This is a genomic window from Pseudomonas sp. BF-R-19 (assembly GCF_019956445.1).
Lineage (GTDB): Bacteria > Pseudomonadota > Gammaproteobacteria > Pseudomonadales > Pseudomonadaceae > Aquipseudomonas > Aquipseudomonas fluorescens_BH.
In genome coordinates, this window is sequence record NZ_JAHBDN010000093.1 from 1 (window position 1) to 20,813 (window position 20,813).

At 58.8% G+C, this 20,813-nt stretch carries 19 protein-coding genes; 10 read left to right on the forward strand and 9 right to left on the reverse strand.

Annotated features, from left to right (window positions below):
- The coding region (locus tag KGB28_RS26960) for a M10 family metallopeptidase C-terminal domain-containing protein (protein ID WP_223448591.1) at positions 1 to 3,583 on the forward strand (3,583 nt) is incomplete at its 5' end.
- Between the two features lie 125 nt (positions 3,584 to 3,708).
- Here KGB28_RS26960 and KGB28_RS26965 read toward each other — a convergent pair.
- Positions 3,709 to 5,256, reverse strand: a complete 1,548-nt coding sequence (locus KGB28_RS26965; RefSeq protein ID WP_223448605.1) for a phospholipase D family protein — start codon at positions 5,254 to 5,256, stop codon at positions 3,709 to 3,711.
- Between the two features lie 307 nt (positions 5,257 to 5,563).
- Here KGB28_RS26965 and KGB28_RS26970 point away from each other — a divergent pair, with 307 nt between their 5' ends.
- Positions 5,564 to 6,385, forward strand: coding sequence for a DeoR/GlpR family DNA-binding transcription regulator (locus KGB28_RS26970; RefSeq protein WP_223448592.1), 822 nt, complete (start codon positions 5,564 to 5,566; stop codon positions 6,383 to 6,385).
- 44 nt (positions 6,386 to 6,429) lie between these two features.
- Here the strand turns inward: KGB28_RS26970 and otnI are convergent, their stop codons facing one another.
- The 5 genes from otnI to ltnD all read right to left on the reverse strand — a co-directional run bounded on the left by otnI (position 6,430) and on the right by ltnD (position 11,754).
- The gene (otnI, locus tag KGB28_RS26975; protein ID WP_223448593.1) at positions 6,430 to 7,221 is read right to left on the reverse strand and encodes a 2-oxo-tetronate isomerase; all 792 of its coding nucleotides are present in this window, start codon (positions 7,219 to 7,221) and stop codon (positions 6,430 to 6,432) included.
- Positions 7,222 to 7,242: 21 nt separating this feature from the next.
- Positions 7,243 to 8,703 (reverse strand): SLC13 family permease, encoded by a 1,461-nt coding sequence (locus KGB28_RS26980; protein WP_223448594.1) that lies wholly within the window; start codon positions 8,701 to 8,703, stop codon positions 7,243 to 7,245.
- 189 nt (positions 8,704 to 8,892) lie between these two features.
- Positions 8,893 to 9,531, reverse strand: coding sequence for an aldolase (locus KGB28_RS26985; protein WP_223448595.1), 639 nt, complete (start codon positions 9,529 to 9,531; stop codon positions 8,893 to 8,895).
- Between the two features lie 8 nt (positions 9,532 to 9,539).
- Positions 9,540 to 10,838, reverse strand: coding sequence for a 3-oxo-tetronate kinase (gene otnK / locus KGB28_RS26990; protein ID WP_223448596.1), 1,299 nt, complete (start codon positions 10,836 to 10,838; stop codon positions 9,540 to 9,542).
- A 10-nt stretch (positions 10,839 to 10,848) separates the two neighbouring features.
- A complete protein-coding gene (gene ltnD / locus KGB28_RS26995; RefSeq protein ID WP_223448597.1) occupies positions 10,849 to 11,754 on the reverse strand; it encodes an L-threonate dehydrogenase in 906 nt (301 codons plus the stop codon).
- 405 nt (positions 11,755 to 12,159) lie between these two features.
- Here ltnD and KGB28_RS27000 point away from each other — a divergent pair, with 405 nt between their 5' ends.
- Complete coding sequence (locus KGB28_RS27000; protein WP_263296951.1) at positions 12,160 to 12,318, forward strand: hypothetical protein; 159 nt, start codon at positions 12,160 to 12,162, stop codon at positions 12,316 to 12,318.
- 116 nt (positions 12,319 to 12,434) lie between these two features.
- Here KGB28_RS27000 and KGB28_RS27005 read toward each other — a convergent pair whose 3' ends face one another.
- A complete protein-coding gene (locus KGB28_RS27005; RefSeq protein ID WP_223448599.1) occupies positions 12,435 to 13,325 on the reverse strand; it encodes a LysR family transcriptional regulator in 891 nt (296 codons plus the stop codon).
- Positions 13,326 to 13,505: 180 nt separating this feature from the next.
- On the opposite strand from KGB28_RS27005, the gene KGB28_RS27010 reads away from it, so the two are divergent.
- From KGB28_RS27010 to KGB28_RS27020, 3 genes are all read left to right on the forward strand, one after another.
- Positions 13,506 to 14,495, forward strand: coding sequence for a zinc-dependent alcohol dehydrogenase family protein (locus tag KGB28_RS27010; protein ID WP_223448600.1), 990 nt, complete (start codon positions 13,506 to 13,508; stop codon positions 14,493 to 14,495).
- A gap of 20 nt (positions 14,496 to 14,515) precedes the next feature.
- The gene (locus KGB28_RS27015) at positions 14,516 to 14,773 is read left to right on the forward strand and encodes a hypothetical protein (protein WP_223448601.1); all 258 of its coding nucleotides are present in this window, start codon (positions 14,516 to 14,518) and stop codon (positions 14,771 to 14,773) included.
- 286 nt (positions 14,774 to 15,059) lie between these two features.
- Positions 15,060 to 15,956, forward strand: a complete 897-nt coding sequence (locus KGB28_RS27020) for a LysR substrate-binding domain-containing protein (RefSeq protein WP_223448602.1) — start codon at positions 15,060 to 15,062, stop codon at positions 15,954 to 15,956.
- Here KGB28_RS27020 and KGB28_RS27025 read toward each other — a convergent pair.
- On the reverse strand, positions 15,950 to 16,858 hold the full coding sequence (locus KGB28_RS27025) for an MBL fold metallo-hydrolase (protein ID WP_056744814.1): 909 nt from the start codon (positions 16,856 to 16,858) through the stop codon (positions 15,950 to 15,952). The two genes, KGB28_RS27020 and KGB28_RS27025, sit on opposite strands and share 7 nt — an antisense overlap.
- A gap of 342 nt (positions 16,859 to 17,200) precedes the next feature.
- Here KGB28_RS27025 and KGB28_RS27030 point away from each other — a divergent pair, with 342 nt between their 5' ends.
- From KGB28_RS27030 to KGB28_RS27040, 3 genes are all read left to right on the forward strand, one after another.
- Positions 17,201 to 17,707, forward strand: coding sequence for a DMT family transporter (locus KGB28_RS27030; RefSeq protein WP_223448603.1), 507 nt, complete (start codon positions 17,201 to 17,203; stop codon positions 17,705 to 17,707).
- Positions 17,708 to 17,778: 71 nt separating this feature from the next.
- Positions 17,779 to 18,501, forward strand: a complete 723-nt coding sequence (locus tag KGB28_RS27035) for a hypothetical protein (RefSeq protein WP_223448604.1) — start codon at positions 17,779 to 17,781, stop codon at positions 18,499 to 18,501.
- A 96-nt stretch (positions 18,502 to 18,597) separates the two neighbouring features.
- Complete coding sequence (locus KGB28_RS27040; RefSeq protein ID WP_034146498.1) at positions 18,598 to 19,014, forward strand: VOC family protein; 417 nt, start codon at positions 18,598 to 18,600, stop codon at positions 19,012 to 19,014.
- Positions 19,015 to 19,021: 7 nt separating this feature from the next.
- Here the strand turns inward: KGB28_RS27040 and KGB28_RS27045 are convergent, their stop codons facing one another.
- Entirely contained in the window at positions 19,022 to 19,927 is a 906-nt protein-coding gene (locus tag KGB28_RS27045) for a LysR family transcriptional regulator (protein WP_150755341.1), read from the reverse strand.
- 100 nt (positions 19,928 to 20,027) lie between these two features.
- Between KGB28_RS27045 and KGB28_RS27050 the strand changes: the two genes are divergently transcribed.
- Complete coding sequence (locus KGB28_RS27050; RefSeq protein ID WP_082555887.1) at positions 20,028 to 20,570, forward strand: DMT family transporter; 543 nt, start codon at positions 20,028 to 20,030, stop codon at positions 20,568 to 20,570.
- Positions 20,571 to 20,813: the final 243 nt, after the last annotated feature.

The following is a 20,813-nucleotide window of genomic DNA, read 5'->3' on the forward strand; positions in this document are numbered from 1 at the left end:
CGACATTCTGGTGGGGGGTGCAGGCATTGACAAACTCACCGGCGGTACCGGTGCCGATACGTTCCGTTTCCCCGTTCAGTCCGACAGTTACCGCAACGCAACCACAAGCTTCGATGACACCATCACCGACTTCGACGTCACCCAGGACAAGATCGACCTCGCCGGCCTCGGTTTCACAGGCATAGGCAATGGCCGTGGCGGCACCCTGCAGGTCAGCTACAGCGCCAGCAGCGACCGCACCTACATCAAGGACTACGATGCAGACGCCAGCGGCAATCGTTTCGAGTTGATTCTCTCGGGCAACTTCGCCAGCACCCTGACCGCCAGCCATTTCATCTTCAATCGCGTGGTCACTGGCACCAGCGCCAGCGACTCGCTGCTGGGTAGCGATTCGGCCGACACCCTGCTCGGCCTGGCGGGTAACGACAGCCTCAGTGGCGGCGCGGGCGACGACAAGCTCGACGGCGGTGCCGGCATGGACACCCTCACCGGTGGCTTTGGTGCGGACGTCTTTGTGTTCTCCAATCGCCTGGACAGTTACCGCAACTACAACACCGGCGGTGCCAACCTTGGCGACCTGATCACCGATTTCGATATCACCGCTGACAAGATCGATCTCTCGGCCATGGGTTTCACCGGCCTGGGGGATGGCAAGAACAACACCGTATACCTGGTGCTCAACAGTGCCGGCACCAAGACGTACATCAAGTCCCTGACCGCCGACGCCGATGGCAACCGCTTCGAGGTGGCACTGAACGGCAACTACCTCGACAAGCTGACCAGCGCCAACTTCGTCTTCGCCACGTCATCACCGGGCAACCAGGCGCCGGTGTTAGCCACGCCACTACTGGATCAGAACGCGACCGAGAACACCCTGTTCAGCTACGTGGTGCCGGCCACCAGCTTCACCGACCCGGATAATGACAGCCTCAGCTACACCGCCAAATTGGCTAATGGCAGCGCCCTGCCCGGCTGGCTGACCTTCGATGCAGCCACCCGTACGTTCAGCGGTACACCCAACGACACCGCGTCAGGCAATTACAACGTGCTGGTTATAGCCACGGACCCGGTCGGTGCATCGGTCAGTGATAGCTTTGCCCTGGTAGTGGCCGATGCGCCCGCCAACACCATCACCGGTACCAACAACGCCGAAACCCTCAACGGTACGGCGGCTGCAGACCTGATCCTCGGCCTTGGTGGCAACGACACAATCAAGGCCGGCACCGGCGCGGACATCGTCGACGGCGGCGCCGGACGCGATTCGCTGTACGGCGGCGACGGTGCCGACACCTTCCGCTACAGCAACGCACTCGACAGCTACCGCGACTACGACACCGGTGGTATCACGGCCACCGACACGATTTATGACTTCACCGCGGGCGTCGACAAGATCGATGTTTCGGGCCTGGGCTTTCTCGGCTTGGGCGATGGCAGCAATGACACGCTTTACATCACCCTCAACGCGGCCGGCGATAAGACCTACATCAAGTCCGCGGAGGCCGACGCCGATGGCAATCGCTTCGAAATCGCCCTCAGCGGCAACTACTTCAACACTCTGACCGCCAGCGACTTCGTGTTCGGCGAGCTAGCCCAGCAAGACATCCTCTACCTGCCCACACTCGGCCAATCCAATGCGCGCCTGCTGCGCATGACCGAGGACGACGGTCAGTCCGGCACCTCGATGCTGGTCAACGATCTGGACCGCTACACCCCCTATGACGTGCGCAGCCAGTTCACCGATGCCGATGGCAACGGCATCGACATCGCGGTGGGCGGCAGCACGGTCACCGGCCTGTCGACGCTCAGCGCCGAGGAACTCGAGTTGTGCTGGTGGCTGACCGACACCAACCAACCCGGGCCTGCGCTGTTGCGCGCCGTGACGCTGCTGCGGGACCAGCTCACCGAACTGCAATCGATCGATAACGTCACCATGGGCATCATTTGGGGTCAGGGCGAGGAAGCCGCCCAGGAGATCGCCCGCGCCACGGACAAAGCAGCGTCAGCAGCGGCGTACAAGGCCGCGACCCTGAAGGTGTTTGATTACCTGCATGCCCAGTTCGGCAACTTCAGCGTGTACCTGATGGAAACCGGTCACTACGAACAGGACGCGGCGCGTGCCCGTGGTTATTCACAAGAGAAGATTGCCTCTATCGTCGAGGGGGTTGGCTATGTCCGCGCCGCCCAGGAAGCCATCGCCGCCGAGCGCGCCGATGTCAAGCTGGCGGTGGACTACACCGACCTCCCCTTGCGCCACGAAGTCGATCCGCTGGCATATCCCGACGATGTCTGGCACCTGCACGAGGAGTCGGCGGAGATCGTCGGCCAGCGTTTGGCCGACTACATTGCCGGTGACCTTGGCTTCCAGGGCAACCCCAACGACAACAACAGCGTGCAGGACATTTTCGACAACGCCCGGAACATGATTTCCGGTACCGACCAGGCGGATACCCTGGTGGGCAGTTCGGGTAACGACACACTGGATGGCGACCTGGGAGCCGACACCATGACCGGTGGCAATGGCAACGACATCTATGTGGTCGACAATGCGTTGGACCGCGTGGTGGAAACCAACACCTCGACCTCGCAGATCGATACGGTGCAGGCCTCGGTCAGCTGGACCCTGGGCGCCAATCTCGAGAACCTGGTGCTCACCGGCGTGTCGGACATCAACGGCACCGGCAATGAGCGGGACAACTTCATCACCGGCAATGCCGCCAATAACGTGCTCGAGGGTGCCGCAGGGGCCGACAGCATGAGCGGCGGCGATGGCAACGACACCTACTATGTCGACAACGCCGACGACACCGTGATCGAGATCAACAGCAATGCGGCGTCTGGAGGGGTTGACCGTGTGCACAGCAGCCTGGCGGCCTATACCCTCGGCAACAACGTCGAGCATCTGTATATCGACAGCACTGGCGCCGCCAATGGCACGGGCAACGCGCTGGACAACACGCTGTTCGCCGGAACCGGCAACAACGTGCTGGACGGGCGCGATGGCATTGACACGGTATCTTTTGAACGCGGTCTGTCCGGTGTTACCGCAAACCTGTCGACGTCAGCGCAACAAAACACCGTGGGTTCCGGGCTCGACACCTTGAAATTCTTTGAAAACCTGACGGGAAGCGCCTACGCCGACAGTCTGTCGGGCAACAGCGCCGCGAACGTTTTGAACGGTGGTGCGGGCAACGATACGCTGGTGGGCGGTTCGGGCGATGACCGGCTGATTGGCGGTGCAGGCACCGACAACCTCACCGGTGGCACTGGCGCAGACACCTTCGCGTTTAGTGCGCTGTCGGACATAGGCGTCGGGGCTTTGCGCGATGTGATCAACGGTTTCAAGAGCACCGAGGGCGATCATCTGGATTTCACCGGCCTGGACGCCAACCCGCTGACCGCCGCTGTCGACGCTTTCACCTTCATCGGCAGCAATGCCTTCGACCCTGCCAACGCCACCGGTCAACTGCGCTTTGCCGATGGCATTCTCCAGGGCAGTGTCAACGCCGACGCCACCCCCGAGTTCGAAATCCAACTGGTGGGCGTCCAGGCGCTGCACGCCAGCGATTTCACAGCCTTGAGTTAAACCCACATCCTGTGGGAGCGGGCTTGCCCGCTCCCACAGGGGATTTGCAGTGCCCGAAAGATCAAAGACCAACACATGCAATGAATGCGAGGGAGACGACTGTCGCAGTGTAAGGCGATTTCGCTCTAGAGCATTTTCTCCAGGCCGATCTTGTCGCTGAGCCAGGCCTTGAAGCTGCGCCATTTGCCGCCGGGTTCCTCATGCAAGGTATGCAGGCGGCCGTCGTCCTCGGTGAGCCAGACGACTTCGCCGTTTTCCAGTCGGGCTTGGTAACTCATGGCCGGCGCCATGCCCTCAAGCGCCAGCTGGCGCACTTGGCCGGCCAGTTCGGGACTATCGACCAGCACCCCGACTTCAGTGTTCCAGAACACTGAACGCGGGTCGAAATTGAACGAACCGATGAACACTTTCTGCTTGTCCAGGATCATGGCCTTGGTGTGCAGGCTGGAGTCCGAGCCACCACTGAAACCAAACGAAGAACTGCGGCCGGGGTCGTCCGGCTGGCGCCGCAGCTCATAGAGTTTCACGCCATGTTCGAGCAGAGTCTTGCGATACGGTGCATAGCCGCCATGCACCGCAGGCACATCGGTGGCTTCCAGTGAGTTGGTCAGCAGGCGCACATCAACGCCGGCATCGGCACGACCCAGCAGATAGTCCATGCCCGGCTTTTGCGGGACGAAATAGGCCGAGATCATGATCAGCTCGTTATTGACGCTATCGAGTTCAGGCCGCAGCTGTGTGGCCATCAATAGCGCGCGTGCCGGTTCGCCGTCGGCCAGGACCTTGCTCGGGGCATCCCACATCGCCTTGTTATGGGCCCAGATCAGTTGCTTGCGCCAAGTCTCGAGCTGCGGTTGGGTCCGGTAGGTCATGAGGTGGTCGTACAAGGCCTTGCTCTCGATACGTGCGCTCTGCAGCGATTGTTCCAGGCGCTGGCGGCTCTGGAGCAAGTCTTCGGCGGTTGGCTTGTCGAGCACGAAATCACTGATCGGCTGGCTCAGGGCGCTGTTCCAGTACTGATCGAAGCTGTGCCCCAACTGCTCGGCGACCGGGCCGATGCACAGCAGGTCCATGTCGGTGAAGTTGAGATCGGGCTTGGCGTCGAAATACTCATCCCCCAGGTTGCGTCCGCCAACGATGGCTGCGCTGTTGTCGGCCAGCCACAGTTTGTTGTGCATGCGGCGGTGTTGTTGGGAAAGATCAAGCAGACGCCCCATGGTTCGAGTGACCGTGGTGCTGCGCCCCAGATGCAAAGGGTTGAACACACGGATATGGATGTTCGGGTGCACGGCCAGGGTAGCGATGACTTCTACCTGGCCGTCGCTGGCAGTGTCATCGAGCAAGATGCGGATACGCACGCCGCGATCGGCTGCCAGCAGCATTTCACGCACCAGTGCCCGGGTGCTGAGACCGTTATGCACGATGTAGTACTGCAGATCGACGCTTTTCTGCGCATTGCGGATCAACTCGGCGCGTGCCCGGAACGCTTCGCTGCTGTTGGGCAGCAAACGAAAACCCGAACGCCCCTCATGCGTGGCGGCTTGAGCCTGGATCGAGCGCCCGAAAGCCGAATCGCTGGCGGCTATCGCCTCGCTGAACTCGTGGGGCAAGCGCGTGGTGGCACAGCCGGCGAGCAGCAGCGCGAGCAACATGACAGGGATGAACCGGGACATGGGCAAGGACTTGTCCTCAACCTCGACGGGTGTGGTTTGAGCCTGGGGAGCCAGCCAGTACTTGTTGGATGCAGTGAGCATCCAGCCCACGGCAATCAGCACGACTTATTCCAGTAAAGCCCGGTTCAAGCAGCGTGTCGAAGTTTTCAGCAGTTCCATCCAGAGCACGAAATCGCCTTGGGGCCAGGTGCAGGCAACGCGACGCGGATCGGACCCGATGCCTCATCACGCTACTGATCCAGCTGCAGATTCGCTACTATGGTTGCCCGCCTTCCTTGTCTGCGGATTTCTTCATCCTGGAGCCCGAATGCCTAGTCAAAAGGACATCGCCGCCGAAAGCGGCGCACCGATGATCCCTGAACAGCGCCGTGAATTGATGCTGCGACAGTTGCGCAAGCATCAGGTGCTGAGCGTTCATCAATTGATGGAAATGTTCGACTGTTCGCACATGACCATACGCCGCGACATTGCGTTGCTGGAGCAGGAAGGTCGTGCTTACTCGGTAACGGGTGGGGTGCGGATCGCCAGCCAGCTGCACAGTGAGCCCAGCCATCAGATCAAGGCGGTGGTCGAGTTGCCGCAGAAGCAGGCCATGGCCAGGCTCGCTGCCCGGCTGCTGCATGCCGACATGACGATTTACCTGGATGCGGGAACCAGCACGCTGGAAATCGTCCCCTACATCAAGGCGCTGTCCGGCATGACCGTGGTGACCAATGACTTCGGCATTGTCCAGGCACTGATCGAAGCCCCCCATGTCACGGTGATTCATACCGGCGGGCAGCTGGATCACTCCAATCAATCGTGCGTGGGCGGTCTGGCGGTTGCCACCTTGCGTCAGGTGGTCACCGACATCGCATTCATATCCACCAGCTCATGGGATTTGCGGCGCGGCCTCACCACCCCTTCGGCGCTGAAGGTTGAGGTCAAGCAAGCTGCGATGCAATCGGCTTCGCAAGTGGTGCTGGTGGCCAGCAGTTCGAAATACGGCACCTTCAGCATGTACAGGATCGCCGGGCTCGAGCAGTTCGACATCATTCTCAGTGACGACGCATTGACCCCTGCAGCGGCCGATGGCATCCGCAAGCAGGGTGTCGAGCTGTTGTTGCCGGCTGACAGTACACCGGCGTGAAACAACGGGCTCCTGCAACCAGCGGAGCCCGTCACCGCCCTCCTCTATAGCGCCTGGCGCGCTTTCCAGTCGCGCAACCACTGCAAGCCGGCGGACGTATTGCCTCGCGGCCGATATTCGCACCCTACCCAGCCGTCATAACCCAATTGGTCGATCAGCTCGAACAGATAGGGATAATTGACTTCCCCCAGGTCCGGTTCATGCCGATCCGGCACCCCGGCGATCTGGATATGACCGATACCATCGAAGTCGCGACGCAGTTTAGTCGCCAGGTCGCCCTCGACGATTTGGCAGTGGTAGCAGTCGAACTGAACCTTCAGGTTACTGGCGCCCACTTCCTTGCAGATGGCCTGGGCCTGATCCTGGCGGTTGAGGAAAAAGCCTGGCATGTCTCGCGTATTGATCGGTTCGAGCAATACGGTGACGCCTGCCTTGGCCGCCTGGGCGGTGGCGTAGGCGAGGTTCTCCAGGTACACGCCGTGATGCCGCGGGCGATCGCTTTCCGACGGCAGCAGCCCGGCCATGACATGGATGCGTGAATTGCCCAGCACACCGGCGTAATCCAGGGCGCGATCAAAACCACTACGAAATTCACTCTCCCGACCGGGCAACGACACTGTGCCCCGCTCCCCCGCTGCCCAATCACCGGGCGGCGCGTTGAACAGTGCCTGTACCAGGCCGTTGTCGCTCAAGCGTTGCTTGAGTTCTTCAGCGCTGTAGTCGTAGGGGAACAGATACTCCACCGCTTCGAAACCGTCAGAGGCAGCGGCGGCGAAGCGATCCAGAAACTCATGTTCCGGGTAGAGCATGCTGAGATTGGCTGCAAAACGAGGCATGGTAGCTCCTGAGATAAAGGGTTAGACAAAGGGCCAGATCAGCAGGGTAATACAGAAACCCAAGGTGCCGAGCAAGGTGGTCATCACCGTCCAGGTGCGCAGACCGTCGGCCACGTTCAGGCCTGACAGCTTGGTGAAGATCCAGTAACCGGCGTCATTGATATGGGACATGGCCAACCCGCCACCGCCCATGGCCAGACACAGCAGGGCCATGTGGTTCGGAGTGAGATCGAGGGTCGCAATCAGCGGGCTGATGATGCCGGCAGTGGTCACCAGCGCCACCGTGGTCGAGCCCTGAACCGCGCGCAACAGCATGGTCAGCAGAAAACCCAGGGCCAGCACCGGCAGACCGGTGGTGCGCAGCATGTCGGAGACTACGGCACCGATTCCGGTATCCACCAGCACCTTGCCGAATACGCCACCGGCACCGGCAATCAGGATCACCATGGCGACACCGGGCAAGGCCGAACCGATCACGTCTGATACCTGAGTACGGCTCCAGCCCCGACGCGAACCCAGCAGCCAGGCACACAGCAAGGTGTCGATCAGCAGCGCCACCAGCGGCGCACCGAGCACGGTCATGATGCCGCGCAGAGTCGATTCGGCAGGCAGCAACGAGGTAGACAGAGTCCCCAGCAGAATCAGAATGATCGGCAGCAGGATCAGGCTGACGATCAGGCCAAAACCCGGTGCGGGGGCCGGCGGCAATTTGGAAACGATGCTGCTGGTCGACTCTTCCAGGCCCATGTGAGATACGGCTTCAGCCGCTCGCTCAGCGCTGATGTCGTTGCCATTGGACCAGGCGGCCAGATCCTCGTTGGTGACATGCGGGCCATAGACCTCGGCACGAATATCGTCGGTCATCGGGTACGCCCGACGGGTCATGCGCCCGGCCACGCGGTAGCCGACATAGCAAAGGAACGCGGTGATCGGCAACCCGAACATCAACACGCGGCCCAGGTCCGCGCCCAATTGACTGGCAGCGGCCACTGCACCCGGGTGTGGCGGCAGAAAGGCGTGCACGGTCAATAACGCTGCACACATCGGCAACGCAAACACCAACAGCGGCTTGCGCGCACGCCGGGCAATACCATAGGCCAGCGGCATGAGGATGATCACGCCGACCTCGAAGAATACCGGCACCCCGACCATGAAGCCGGCAATCGTCAACGCCAGGGGCGTACGCCGGTTGCCGAAACGGGTGATCAGCGTCTTGGCCAGCGCCTCGGCACCGCCGGAGAGCTCGATGATCCGCCCGATCATCGCGCCCAGGGCAATGATGATCGCGATATGGCCCAGGGTCTTGCCCATGCCGCCTTCGATGGTGGCAACCAGATCGGCCGGTTTCACCCCGGCCACCAGCGCCACCAGAATGCTCACCAGCATCAAGGCCACGAAGGGCTGGAACTTGTACTTGAGCACCAGGAACAACAACAGCGCGATGCCCGCCCCAGCGGTAATTATCAGGATTAACGGGCTCATTTCACAAACCCTCCACACCGGGTAAATGAAAGGGTACTGCCAATGGATCTGAACATGCCGCAGTGAAGGTGAGTCATGCTTGGATTTCCTGTTGTTATTGTTTTTTCAGGCAAGCCGGGGCCGTCGAGAGTCGCTGTGCGTCTCCCGGGCAGAGCCTGTGTTATCGATCTGTCGTGTTAAGCCAATGCGTTACCAGTGCGCACCAAAGGTTGCTCGCAGTTCGTCCAGCGCCACCTGATCGAGCGGTTCAGGCTTGGGATTGCTCATCAGCCAGAGCCGTGCGGTTTCCTCGAGCTCTTCCAGGGCGTAGCTGGCCCTGGAGACCGAACTCTCCCAGACCACTGGCCCAAGCCGTTCGAGCATCACGCCGCGAACACTGTTGGCGAGCTGCGCGACCTGTTCGGCCACCTTCGGCGATCCGGGTCGCTGGTAGGCAATCAACGGGATATGCCCGACTTTCATGACTTGATACGGCGTCAGCGGCGGCAGAATGTCGTTCGCCTGCCAGACACCGGCCAACGTCAACGCCACCAGATGGGTGGAGTGGGTATGCACCACACCACCAACATTCGGGTTGCGGTCGTAGACCTGACGGTGCAGCGCCAGGGTCTTTGAAGGCTTGTCACCGGACACCCATTCACCGGCCAGATTGACCTTGGCGATGGTCGCCGGATCAAGACGCCCGAGGCAGACATCCGTCGGCGTGATCAACCAGCCGTCATCCAGTCGCGCGCTGATATTGCCGGCGCTGCCGACGGTATAACCGCGCTCATAAAGGCTGCGTCCAACCTCACAGATTTCTTCGCGCAGGGCGTTCTCGTTGCTCATTGCGCAGCTCATTGTGCACCCCCGGCCTGGGCGAGTTGGTTCAAGGCTTTACTGAAGAAATCCCGGCCACCGAAGTTGCCCGATTTGAGTGCCAGCGCCAAAGGTTCCTCGGTACTGCTGACGGTCGCCGGTACACCCGGATCAATCTGCGCGCCGATCTGTAGCAACTGCACACCCAACGCCTGGACCACAGCACCCGAGGTTTCTCCGCCGGCGATCACGAAGCGGCGCACGCCGCTCTGGCGCAGGCCCTGTGCAATTTCGCCAAAGGCGTTTTCCACCAGGCTACCGGCCTGCTCGACGCCCAGTTGCTGTTGCACCAACTTGACCTCTTCCGGTGAGCTGGTGGCGTAGATCAATACGGTTTGCTCGTTATCACGGGCGAAGGCCAAGGCTTGCGCCACCACCGGTTCCCCCGCCGCCAAGGCCAGCGGATCAATCCGCAAAGCCGGCCGACCGGCTTCGAGCCAGGCGGCCACTTGTCCATTGGTGGCGATCGAAGCGCTACCGGCCAACACCACTTCCCCGCCGGACACCACCGGAAGTTTCGAGGCATCAAGGTCGCGCAGTTTGCCGGCACGACGGAAGTTCTCCGGCAGGCCCAGGGCCAGCCCCGAACCACCCGTCAACAACGGCAGATCGGCGCAGGCGGCGCCGAGGGTGTACAGATCGCTGTCCGACAAGGCATCGGCGATGGCCATGCCGACACCTTGAGACTTCAGCTCGGCGATGCGCGCCCGCACCTGCTCAGCGCCTCGGGCAATCGTGTCGTAGCGCAACAGGCCGACATTCAGGCGGGTCTGCGATTGCAGCACGCGCACCAGATTGGCATCGGTCATCGGCGTCAACGGGTGGTTCTGCATGCCCGACTCGCTGAGCAGTTGATCCTGCACAAACAGGTGGCCGCGAAAGATCGTCCGGCCATTCTCCGGGAACGCCGGGCACGCAAGGGTAAAATCGCTACCCAGTGCGGCCAGCAGCGCTTCGCTGACCTGGCCGATGTTGCCGGCCGCGGTGGAGTCGAACGTCGAGCAATATTTGAAAAAGATCTGCTCGCAGCCTTGTTCGCGCAGCCAGGCCAGCGCGGCGAGGGACTGCTCGACTGCTTCGGCGACCGGCGTGGTACGCGACTTCAGGGCAATGACGATCGCATCGGCATCAAGCCCGGCCGCCACTTCCGCGCTCGGGATGCCAATGCTTTGCACGGTGCGCATACCGCCGCGCACCAGCATGTTGGCAAGGTCCGTGGCGCCGGTGAAATCGTCGGCGATGCAGCCCAGCAGCGGGCGTGCAGTGGAGATAGTCATGGGGTGTTCCTCAAACAGGCTCAGGCTTGGCAGTCGGCAATTCGATGCCCGGGAAAATCTTGATCACCGCCGAGTCGTCCTCACGGCCGAAGCCGGCACTGGACGCCTGCATGAACATCTGGTGAGCGGTGGCCGACAGCGGCAGCGGGAATTTGCTGGCCCGGGCGGTATCCAGCACCAGGCCCAGGTCCTTGACGAAAATATCCACCGCGGACAACGGCGTGTAGTCAGCCTTGAGAATGTGCGGAACGCGGTTTTCGAACATCCAGGAGTTACCGGCGCTGTGGGTGATCACCTCATACAGCGCATCGGCATCGACCCCTTCACGCAGGCCCAGCGCCATGGCTTCGGCAGAAGCGGCAATATGTACCCCGGCCAGCAGTTGATTGATGATCTTGACCTTCGAACCCAGGCCATGGACGTCGCCCAGGCGATACACCTTGCCGGCCATGCCAGCGAGGATCGACTCAGCCTTGACATAGGCGTCGGCCGGGCCCGAGGTCATCATGGTCATCTCGCCAGCGGCAGCCTTGGCCGCGCCGCCGGAAATCGGCGCATCCAGATACAGCAGGCCCGACGCGGCCAGGCGCTGGCCCAGATCCACGGCATAAGTCGGGGCCACGGTGGCGCAACCGATCACCAGGCTGCCCGGCCGCAGAGAGGCCACGGCACCACCCTCACCAAACAATACGGTCTCGGTCTGCTCGGCGTTGACCACCACGGTAATGATCACGTCACACTCAGCGGCCATGTGCGACGGTGACAGGCAAGCCACACCGCCCTCCCCGGCGAACTGCTCTGTTACGGCAGTGCGCACATCACAGGCATGCACATTAAAACCGCTGCGCAACAACGAGCGGGCAATGCCCAACCCCATCGCGCCCAGACCGACCACACCGACATTCTTGTTATTCATGGGGTACTCCAGAGAAAAGCAGCGACTGCTGCCACGCCTGCAAGGCGCAGACGTTGGCCGCGTTGTGAATAAGGCAACGGTAGACAGAATCAGCACCACGCGGATAAGCCAGCTGAGGGGCGCTGTGATTCAGGACGTGAGTCGGGATCTCATCGAACATCAAGGCAATCCTGTTTTTGTCGTGTTATCAGGTTGTCATACCGGCTGATGAAGATCATCTACCAGTGATCAGATTATGTGAAGTATTTTTTGCTAATAACATTTTTTAACACAGCTTTTGCCGCGCAGAAAAAAGAGATACTGCTCTCCCGGCGGGAGACCACCGAATCACGAGCCCGTTGAAGCCCTGGATCGGCCAACGTTGGCGCTGGCTTATCCCCCTTGGGGCGTTCGCTGAAAATCCGCATGGAAGTCTCCAGCTACGACGCGCTATGCCTGATGGTTCAGGCCGGCCTGGGCATTGGCATCACGCCCGAGGGGAGCGCGGCGATTTACAGAATGGAGGTGCGAAGGCGATCAGGCTGGATGAGCCGTGGGCCTGCCGCGAACTCAGCGTGTGCGTGAGGTCACGGCAGGCGTTGTCGGTCGCGGCGGGATTGTTCCTGGAGCACTTGCTCGAAAGGGAGTAAGCGATATCAGGCTCAAGGGCTCGAAGGTGCAGTTACGAGTGGGTTCATCGATCAGGGGGCTCGGCCAAACGCAGCACTGGCAAAGTCCAGAAAGCTTCGCAGCTTGGGAGTCAACCGACGGTCAGGCGCATATAAAAGGTTCATGGGTGAGACCGGCACCTCGTGGTGAGGTAAAAGATTGACCAACGTCCCATCCCTCAATGCATCCTTGACCAGCTCCAATGGCTGAAGCATCACGCCCAATCCAGCGACGGCGGCTGCGAGTAGCGGATCGCCCTGATTAATCGTCAATCTGCTTGTAATTGGCACATCTATACGCCCTTCCTTCCCGTCGAAACTCCAGTGTGAGCGCCCGTCGGAATACGCAAAGCCCAGGCACTCGTGCTGTTGCAGATCCCAGGGTGTAGTAATGAGAGGCCGCCGTGCCAGATAGGACGGCGCAGCGCAGAGCACCATCTGGTAGGGTCTCAATGGCAACGCTTTCAAACCGCTGTCCGAAAGCCCACCAACCCGAAACACTACGTCATAGCCGTCTTCCACGAGGTCTACGATCTCGTTTGATAACGTAAGGTCCACTGAGACCTGCGGATACTTGACCATGTACTCCAGCAGGCGCGGCGACAGCGTACGCATACCGTATGTGACGGGTGCGTTGATTCTCAGTCGACCGCTTGGAACCCCGCGCGTCACGGCAGCCATGCTTTCTGCAGCGTCCATATCGGCAAGGATCATCTTTGCTCGTGGATAGAACGCGCGACCAAATTCGGTGAGGCTTTGTTTGCGAGTCGTTCGGTTAAGCAGCGACACCCCCAAATGCTGCTCGAGCATTTTCACCTGTTTACCTACCAGTTGCGGGGATAGATTGAGATCTTCCGCCGCCGCACTGAAGGAACCGAGCTGTACCGCCTTGACGAATGTGGCCATCTGGGTGAGACGATCCATTGGAAACCCATTGTTTCTAGTGTTGCGCCATCCTAGTCCTTTATCCGAGGGGGGGCCAAAGCCTATATTTGATTGCCATGACTCAGGCGCGCTCACAATCCCGACCACTGCCTGGGTTCCCGCTTTCACTCAAATCAGGTCGGCATTCACCCCGGCCCCTTGACTACAACAGAGGTAACGATGGCCCGCATTGTCAGAATCCATGAGTACGGTGACGCAAGCGTCTTGAAGCTGGAAGCAGTCGATGTGCCTGCTCCAGGATCGGACGAGGTGCAAATTGAAGTAAAAGCCATAGGGCTGAACCGGGCGGAAGTCATGTTCCGCAACAATGCCTACCTGCAAGAGGCGGAATTTCCAAGTCGTCTGGGATATGAAGCCGCCGGCGTTGTCGTCGCGGTCGGTACCGGCGTCACTGACTTCAAGGCAGGCGATGTTGTCAGCGTCATTCCGCCACTGGACATTGCACGCTGGGGCACTTATGGCGAATTGGCGAACGTGCCAGCCAACCTCACGGTCAAGCATCCCGAAAATCTGTCATTTGAACAGGCCGCGGCCTCCTGGATGCAGTACGTTACAGCGTGGGGTGCATTGGTCGAGCAGGCAAAACTGCAAAAAGGTGATTTTGTTCTGGTTACCGCAGCGTCCAGCAGCGTCGGACTGGCTGCCTTTCAGATTGCCAGAATGGTGGGCGCCACCGCCGTCGCCGTTACCCGCACGCGGGCAAAGAAACAGGCGTTGCTGGATGCAGGCGCCGCACATGTCATCGTCAGCGAGGAAGAGGATATTGTCGACGCGACAATGGCGCTGACCGGCGGATTGGGTGCCCGTGTCGTTTTCGATCCCATAGGCGGCCCCTCCTTCGTACCTCTCACCCAAAGCATGGCCAAGGGCGGTATCCTGCTTGAGTATGGTGCGTTGAGCCCGGAACCCACGCCATTCCCATTGTTCACCGTATTGGGTAAAACCCTGACCCTCAAGGGCTACCTCTATTCTGAAATCGTTTCCGACCAGGTGACCTTGTCGCGGGCCAAGGCGTTCATCCTGAATGGACTCGAATCAGGCGCGCTTCGGCCGATCATCGCCAAGGCCTTCACACTCGATAACATTCAAGAGGCGCACCGCTTCCTTGAAACCAACCAACAGATCGGAAAGATCGTGGTGACCGTTTAACGTTTGCATCAGAACCGCGTATGGCCGGTTTGCTTCTCAAAACAGGAGAGATCCTGAAAGCGAAACAACCGGCCTCTCTGCGAGGCATCGGAGTTCGTCCTGATCGAGTGGAAAAGCAGTTCAAGCTGCTTGAATACCCCCCCGGCGTCGGTTTTAAAACCGGAATCGCCCCTTTCTCCGCGTATAGCCTTGGCTACCGGGGCCATGTCAAATATGACGCAGGACCACGCATCAAAGTACATCTCTACGCTCACGACGAAAAACAGGTAATTGCATAGATTTGCCCACCCATTTGCATTCGACCTGACCAATCATTTGCATCGGATTTGACCAGCACGCTTCGTGGTCATGACCGTCAGAGAACGACCCATTGCTGCCGGTGGCGATGGTCAAAAACGGCCAGAAGCTGACACTCACTCCATAGCGGGACAAGGCCGCGGCATGGAAAGTCAGTGCCAGCAGGGTACCCATGTCATAGCAAATTGGGAGACGATGTACGTATACACACGCTCGCCCTCGTCGGGTTCCTGCTCTGACCGCAGGGGCTGTTGTTACGGAGATGAAATGACGTTTCCCCCCTTGCACAATTTTAAAGTGTTCGAAAGCGTAGCCCGCTTGGGCAGTCTGGCAGCAGCCGCGATTGAGTTGCACGTCACCACTGGCGCGGTGAGCCAGCAAGTCAAAGCGTTGCAGGCCAGCCTCGGAATAGAGCTGTTCGAGAAGCGCGGTCGTCAACTTGTGCTGACCGCCAACGGTCGACTCCTACAAAAGCATGTAGCGAACGCAATGAGCGAAATCAGCAACGCGGTGGCATCAATGCAGACCGGTTCCGCTGCAGAGCAAGAGGTCGTCGAGATCACCTTGTCCATTCCCCCTGCGGAGGGAGTGGAGTGGCTGACCACGCCGCTGCTGCGCTTCATGGAGGCGTCGCGCTCGGTGCGGGTGAGCGTGATCACCGCCCCGGGCATACCGCAAGTAGACTGGCGTCGCGCCGATATCGCGGTGGTCTACGGTTCTCCGCCATGGCCAGGCTTATGGTGGCGTCTGCTGCACGGCATTCGCATGACGCCAGTCTGCAGTCCGCAATTCTTGCGAGGGCCGAAAGCCATTCGGGAAGTGCCTGACTTGGCTCGACACCGCCTGCTACACGAAGACAATGGGCGCCAGTGGCAGCAATGGCTGGCCGATGTTGGCATCAATCGTATCGGCGAAGAGGATATCTTCTTTGAAGATTTCGGCATGGTCTTGCAGGCAGCACGGGACGGTTTCGGCGTGGCGCTGAGCGATGAACTCGTTTCCGCCCGCGATCTCGATGAAGGACGATTAGTGCGACCGCTGTCGATCACCGTGCCTGCGCTGCACAATTACTATGTTACCTGTTCCGAAGCAGCGCGCGAACGCCCGGAAATCCGGGCGTTCATCGACTGGTTACTCGCTACAGCCGGGCAGCCCGATCAGTAACCGTAGCCACGACCATCAGTAAACTGGATGTTGGTGAGAATGCTGATGTCCTTCTCCACCTTGTAAAGCTCGGAACTCTTGATCAGTTCCGGATCGCTGAACGCTTCACCCTTTGCGCGCCCAGCCAGGATCAGAGCCATCTTGTCGCGAATCGCCTGTACGTCCGCGTAGGTCATGGCTGGCACCTTGGTTGGATCCTCGTCCGCATGAGCGCCATAGATGGCGGTCTTCTCATTGATAACCTTCAGCGTGGCGTCGAGAGAAGCAACGTAGTCTTTGAGATTTCCTGCCAACAGCCAGGACGGGTAGACGTGATCCCCGGCCAGCAAAATGTTGTGCGTCTCATCGAAGAGTGCCACTTCGTCCTGCGTGTGACCGGGCACGCTGATCAGACGCACCTTCAGACCACCAAGGTCGATGGTCTCGTCTGGCTGTATTAGCCGCGCTACCTTGAAGGGCGGTACGACCATGTGATCGAAGTTGCCCAGGTAAACCGGCTCAGGAACACGGTAGAAGTCATCCTTTCCCCTGAACTGACGAGTGAAGGGCGTATCCACCAAATAGATGCTTTTAAAATTGTGCAGGCCGCCAAGGTGATCGAAATGCAGGTGTGAGGGCAGCATCGAGAGCGGCTTGTTAGTGATTTTACGAGCCACCGAAGTGATGTCTTCTTTCTGATTGGCCCCCGAATCAAACATCAATGCCTGATCCTCCCCCACCAGCAAATACGAAAAGTTCTTCTGGTAGTAGTTGGGTTCGCCGATGGCGTAGAGGAAGTTCGATAACTTATGCACCACAAAGGCCGGGCTTTGCGCAGTGGAGGCTTCCTGGGCCTGTATGGCAAATGGCGCGGAGAGGATAACGGAGGAAACTAGGGTCAGGACTTTTACGAGTTTGCGCATGGCGTGCGAACCTTTTCTCTTATTGTCAGCGGATGGCAGAGTGCTTTCTGCAGTGCCTATCTGACTGGCTGCCGGTGCGCACATCAATGGATGATTTTTAAAGCAGGACACTTCAGTTCAACTAAAGCGTGTGTCGAACCGTCAGCTACCTTTTCGATCTCTGAAAGTAAAAGTCGAAGATCGACCCCGTTCAGTCTACTGAGCGCAGCTGAGATAGAAGGCCTCGCCCCTTCAAATTATCCATCATATGAATAATGCATGTGCAAACATGTAATTTCCATAATTCCTGTGGATTGGAGAGTATTTGCCCATCGAAACCAGCCATCTCCAAAGGGGAATGCCATGTTCAGTAAGGCAGTAGCTCTCGCACTTATCCCGGTGGGTACCGCATTGCTGGCAGGCGCAGTCCTGCCCTTCCAGGCCGCCAGTAACGCAGCCGTGGGCCGAGCGTTAGGGCACCCGCTTTGGGGGGCGTTAACGTCGCTGTTCGTCAGCTCCGTTGTGGTGGTGATTGCACTGATAGTCATGCGGGTATCTGCGCCGGATGTCGGCAAGGCTTTGCAGGGATCCTGGTGGTTATGGATCGGCGGCATTTTGGGTGCCGTGTACGTAGGCAGCGCAACGGCCATCACTCCCCAGCTAGGGGCTAGCGGATTTCTACTGCTCGTCGTCGCGGGACAGATTTTGGCTTCCGTCCTGGTTGACCATTACGGATTGATGGGACTTCCCAACAAACCGATCACTTTCACTCGACTGGCAGGGGTCGTGCTCATCTTTGGAGGTGTATTGATGGTTCAGGGTATCGGCACTCCAACGGTTGATAACAGCGCTACCCAAATCAGCAAGTAACCCGCTCTACCCGTTTTATGTAAACCCGCAACGCAACCGCAACTTTCTGACTCACGATAGGAGATACAAAGATGAACTTCGTAAAACTTCAGTTCAGCGATGGCCGTCCCGATGTTGAAGGTATCGATAGCGTCAACGCTGTCTTGCGCAACGTGGGTGTGCGCGCCAGCACTGTCTCGATTCCCGAAGAAGCCAAGCCGATTCTCAAAGGATCGCTAATTAACGCCATCAGTGAAGAAGATCAAAACAAGCTGCTTTCAATATTCAGTCTCAACCGTGCTGAACTGTTGGAGCAAATCCACCTCGCAGGCCGTACTCCTGAGGTGCACCGTGGTGGCTACCTGGGTACTCGTGAGGGAGATACCGCGCCCTATCCAAAAGTTTACGACATGAAAGCCATGACCCCAGAGATGCGGACTTGGGCTCTGAATCGTTATGGTCGTCTTCATGTAAACACTTCGGAAAATGGCGCGGGCATTGATGAAGTGATGACGGTGGTATCCGGTGGTGCTTTCACCTGGATGTTTGTGCTGTCAGATGGCGTCCTCGCACGTCTGACTGTGCATGAGATCAATCCTGAAGGGCCTGCCGTGCGCCTCAGCTATCCAGGCTTCGGCATGCACGCCGGCTACATGGATCCGCACCAAGGCGTTATTGTTGCCTACGCCCATGGGCCGGAAAGCTTCACCATTCGCTTCGATGAACCCAGTGTGGCGCATGCCGAGTTGCTCAATACCAATCCTTGGGTCGACTTCTCGGGTGAGGTGCCTCAACTGTTTTCGAAGGTCAACTGAGTCGTCGAACTTGGTGCACGCATCGTGAAGAGTGCCCATCTGAAGATTCGAAACTGGATGGGGACTCAAATCAGTGATCCGACAGGAGTGATCGTAATGCGCAGTTTTTCAATTCAACGTATCGACCATGTTGTACTGCGGGTGCAGGACATTGAGCACAGCCTGGCTTTCTACACATCTGTACTGGGATGTGATGTCAAAAAGCGCCGTGACGACCTTGGCATGATTCATCTGAGCGCAGGGACATCCATGATTGACCTGGTTGATGTGAACGGGCCGATCGGTCGTCAGGGTGGGCAGCCGGCGGGTAAGCAACGACACAATGTTGATCACTTCTGCCTTCGCGTTGCGCCGTTTGATGAACAGGCCATTCTCCGCCACTTGGCTGCTGCCGGTGTCTCTGCTGAAGAGGCCGTGATGCGGTATGGGGCGGAGGGAACAGGTTTGTCGATTTATCTCAACGACCCCGATGATAATCAGATCGAGCTGAAAGGCCCTGCCCTGCAACCCTGACGGGATGTCAGCTTGGCTGAGAGCATTCGAAAACTGCTTCGCGCAGCCAGCGATGTGCGGCATCCCCCTCTTTCCTGGCGTGCCAAGCCTGCTGATAGGCGAATCGGGGGATATCAATGGGCGGGTCGAATTGCCGCAGCGATTTGTGATTTCGCATCGGGCCTACCGCGCGACTGGCGACCGTAAGAATCAAATCAGTACCTGCAAGCACGTCGACTGCAGCGCTCCAGTGGGGCAATGCCAAGGCAATGTGACGCTTCAAACCTTGGGTGGCCAACGCCCGCTCAATCTCATCGTTCGCATCAGGGCGCAGCGCGAGCATGACATGCGGGCGAGATAGCCAATCATCCAATGAAAGCCCCCCTTGCGCGGGCAGTACTTTTTTGTCGGCGAGACAGATGAATCCTTCGGAAAAAAGATCTTGTAGCGCAATGGCACCCGGAACTTCGGGGAAGATGCCCAATGCAAGGTCGAGCTCACCGTCCAGAAGCTGAGAAATCATCATTTCTCGACTGGCCTGGCTGATGGCCAAATCAATTCCCGGCGCTTCCTGGCGAATTTTCCGGGTAAGCGGAGGCAGAAGGATTCGCGCGGCATAGTCCGATAGCGACAATCTGAAACGACCCTTTGCCGTTGATGGCTCAAAGGCGGGAGCGCCCAACAGCGAGTTCAGGTTGCCCAATGCATCCTGAAGCGGCTGAGCCAAACTTTGTGCCCTTGCCGTTAAAACCAATGACCCGTTTCGCCGTATGAGCAAAGGGTCATCGAAATGGGCTCTGAGCAAGCCGAGAGCATGACTGACTGCCGGCTGGCTTTTATGCAGCCGGACAGACGCTCGCGTGACGTGTTTTTCGGCCAATAACGCATGAAGTGTCACCAGCATATTGAGGTCAATCCTGCGCAGTTCATCCATTGAATGAATACTCGAGTCGCTAGGTAGTGAATTCAATCAATTTAACACATGAACAGGCACGTACGCCGAACGCTGAGCGACCTGTCTAACGGAGAAATTTATGGTAGGCAAAACAGCGCTTTATCTTTTTTTACCAATGCTGACAGCCTTCATGGCGGGCACGCTGATCCCGATACAAGCCGCTAGCGGCGCCACACTGGGACGCATGCTCGGCCACCCTTTATGGGGAGCCGCTGTCGCGCTCAGCATCGGCGTCGTTGCGATATTGATAGTGGTCGTCCTTATGCGCTTGCCCGTGCCTGACTTCCAAAGTGCAGTACGCGGCCCGTGGTGGATGTGGATCGGTGGCGTGACAGGGGCCGTTTACGTGGCTACTTCCTTAGCACTACTACCAAAAGTCGGAGCGAGCGGGTTCCTGCTGTGTGTAATAGCCGGGCAGATGATTGCAGCGCTGCTACTCGACCACTTTGGACTGCTCGGATTGACGGCAAAGCCAGTCAGTTTTGGGCGTTTGATGGGTGTGGGAATCATGCTGCTTGGCCTCGTCGTCGCACAGCTCTGCAGTCTTGGTGTTTCACAGTCTGCATGGAAGGACAAAGAAGTGCTTACAGAGCAAGTGTCGAATAGAAATACGTTGAATTAAGGATGCAGGGGCATCGCTTGAGTCGACTGGCGGCTCTGCACCCAGCTAATCGAAGCGCCCTGCTCCTATCGTCAGCTTTGGCCGTTCTCTGTCAGTGCTGACAGGCAGCTATGGGTCCAGGCTGTGTGAAAACGCCAGTGTTTGTCTAACCTTCTGATCGTCTAGATCGTATTGGGGGCGATCATGAAGCGATTCATTGAAGGTGAGGCTCGGACGCAAGTCACGTTGCTGCCTGAGTGCTTG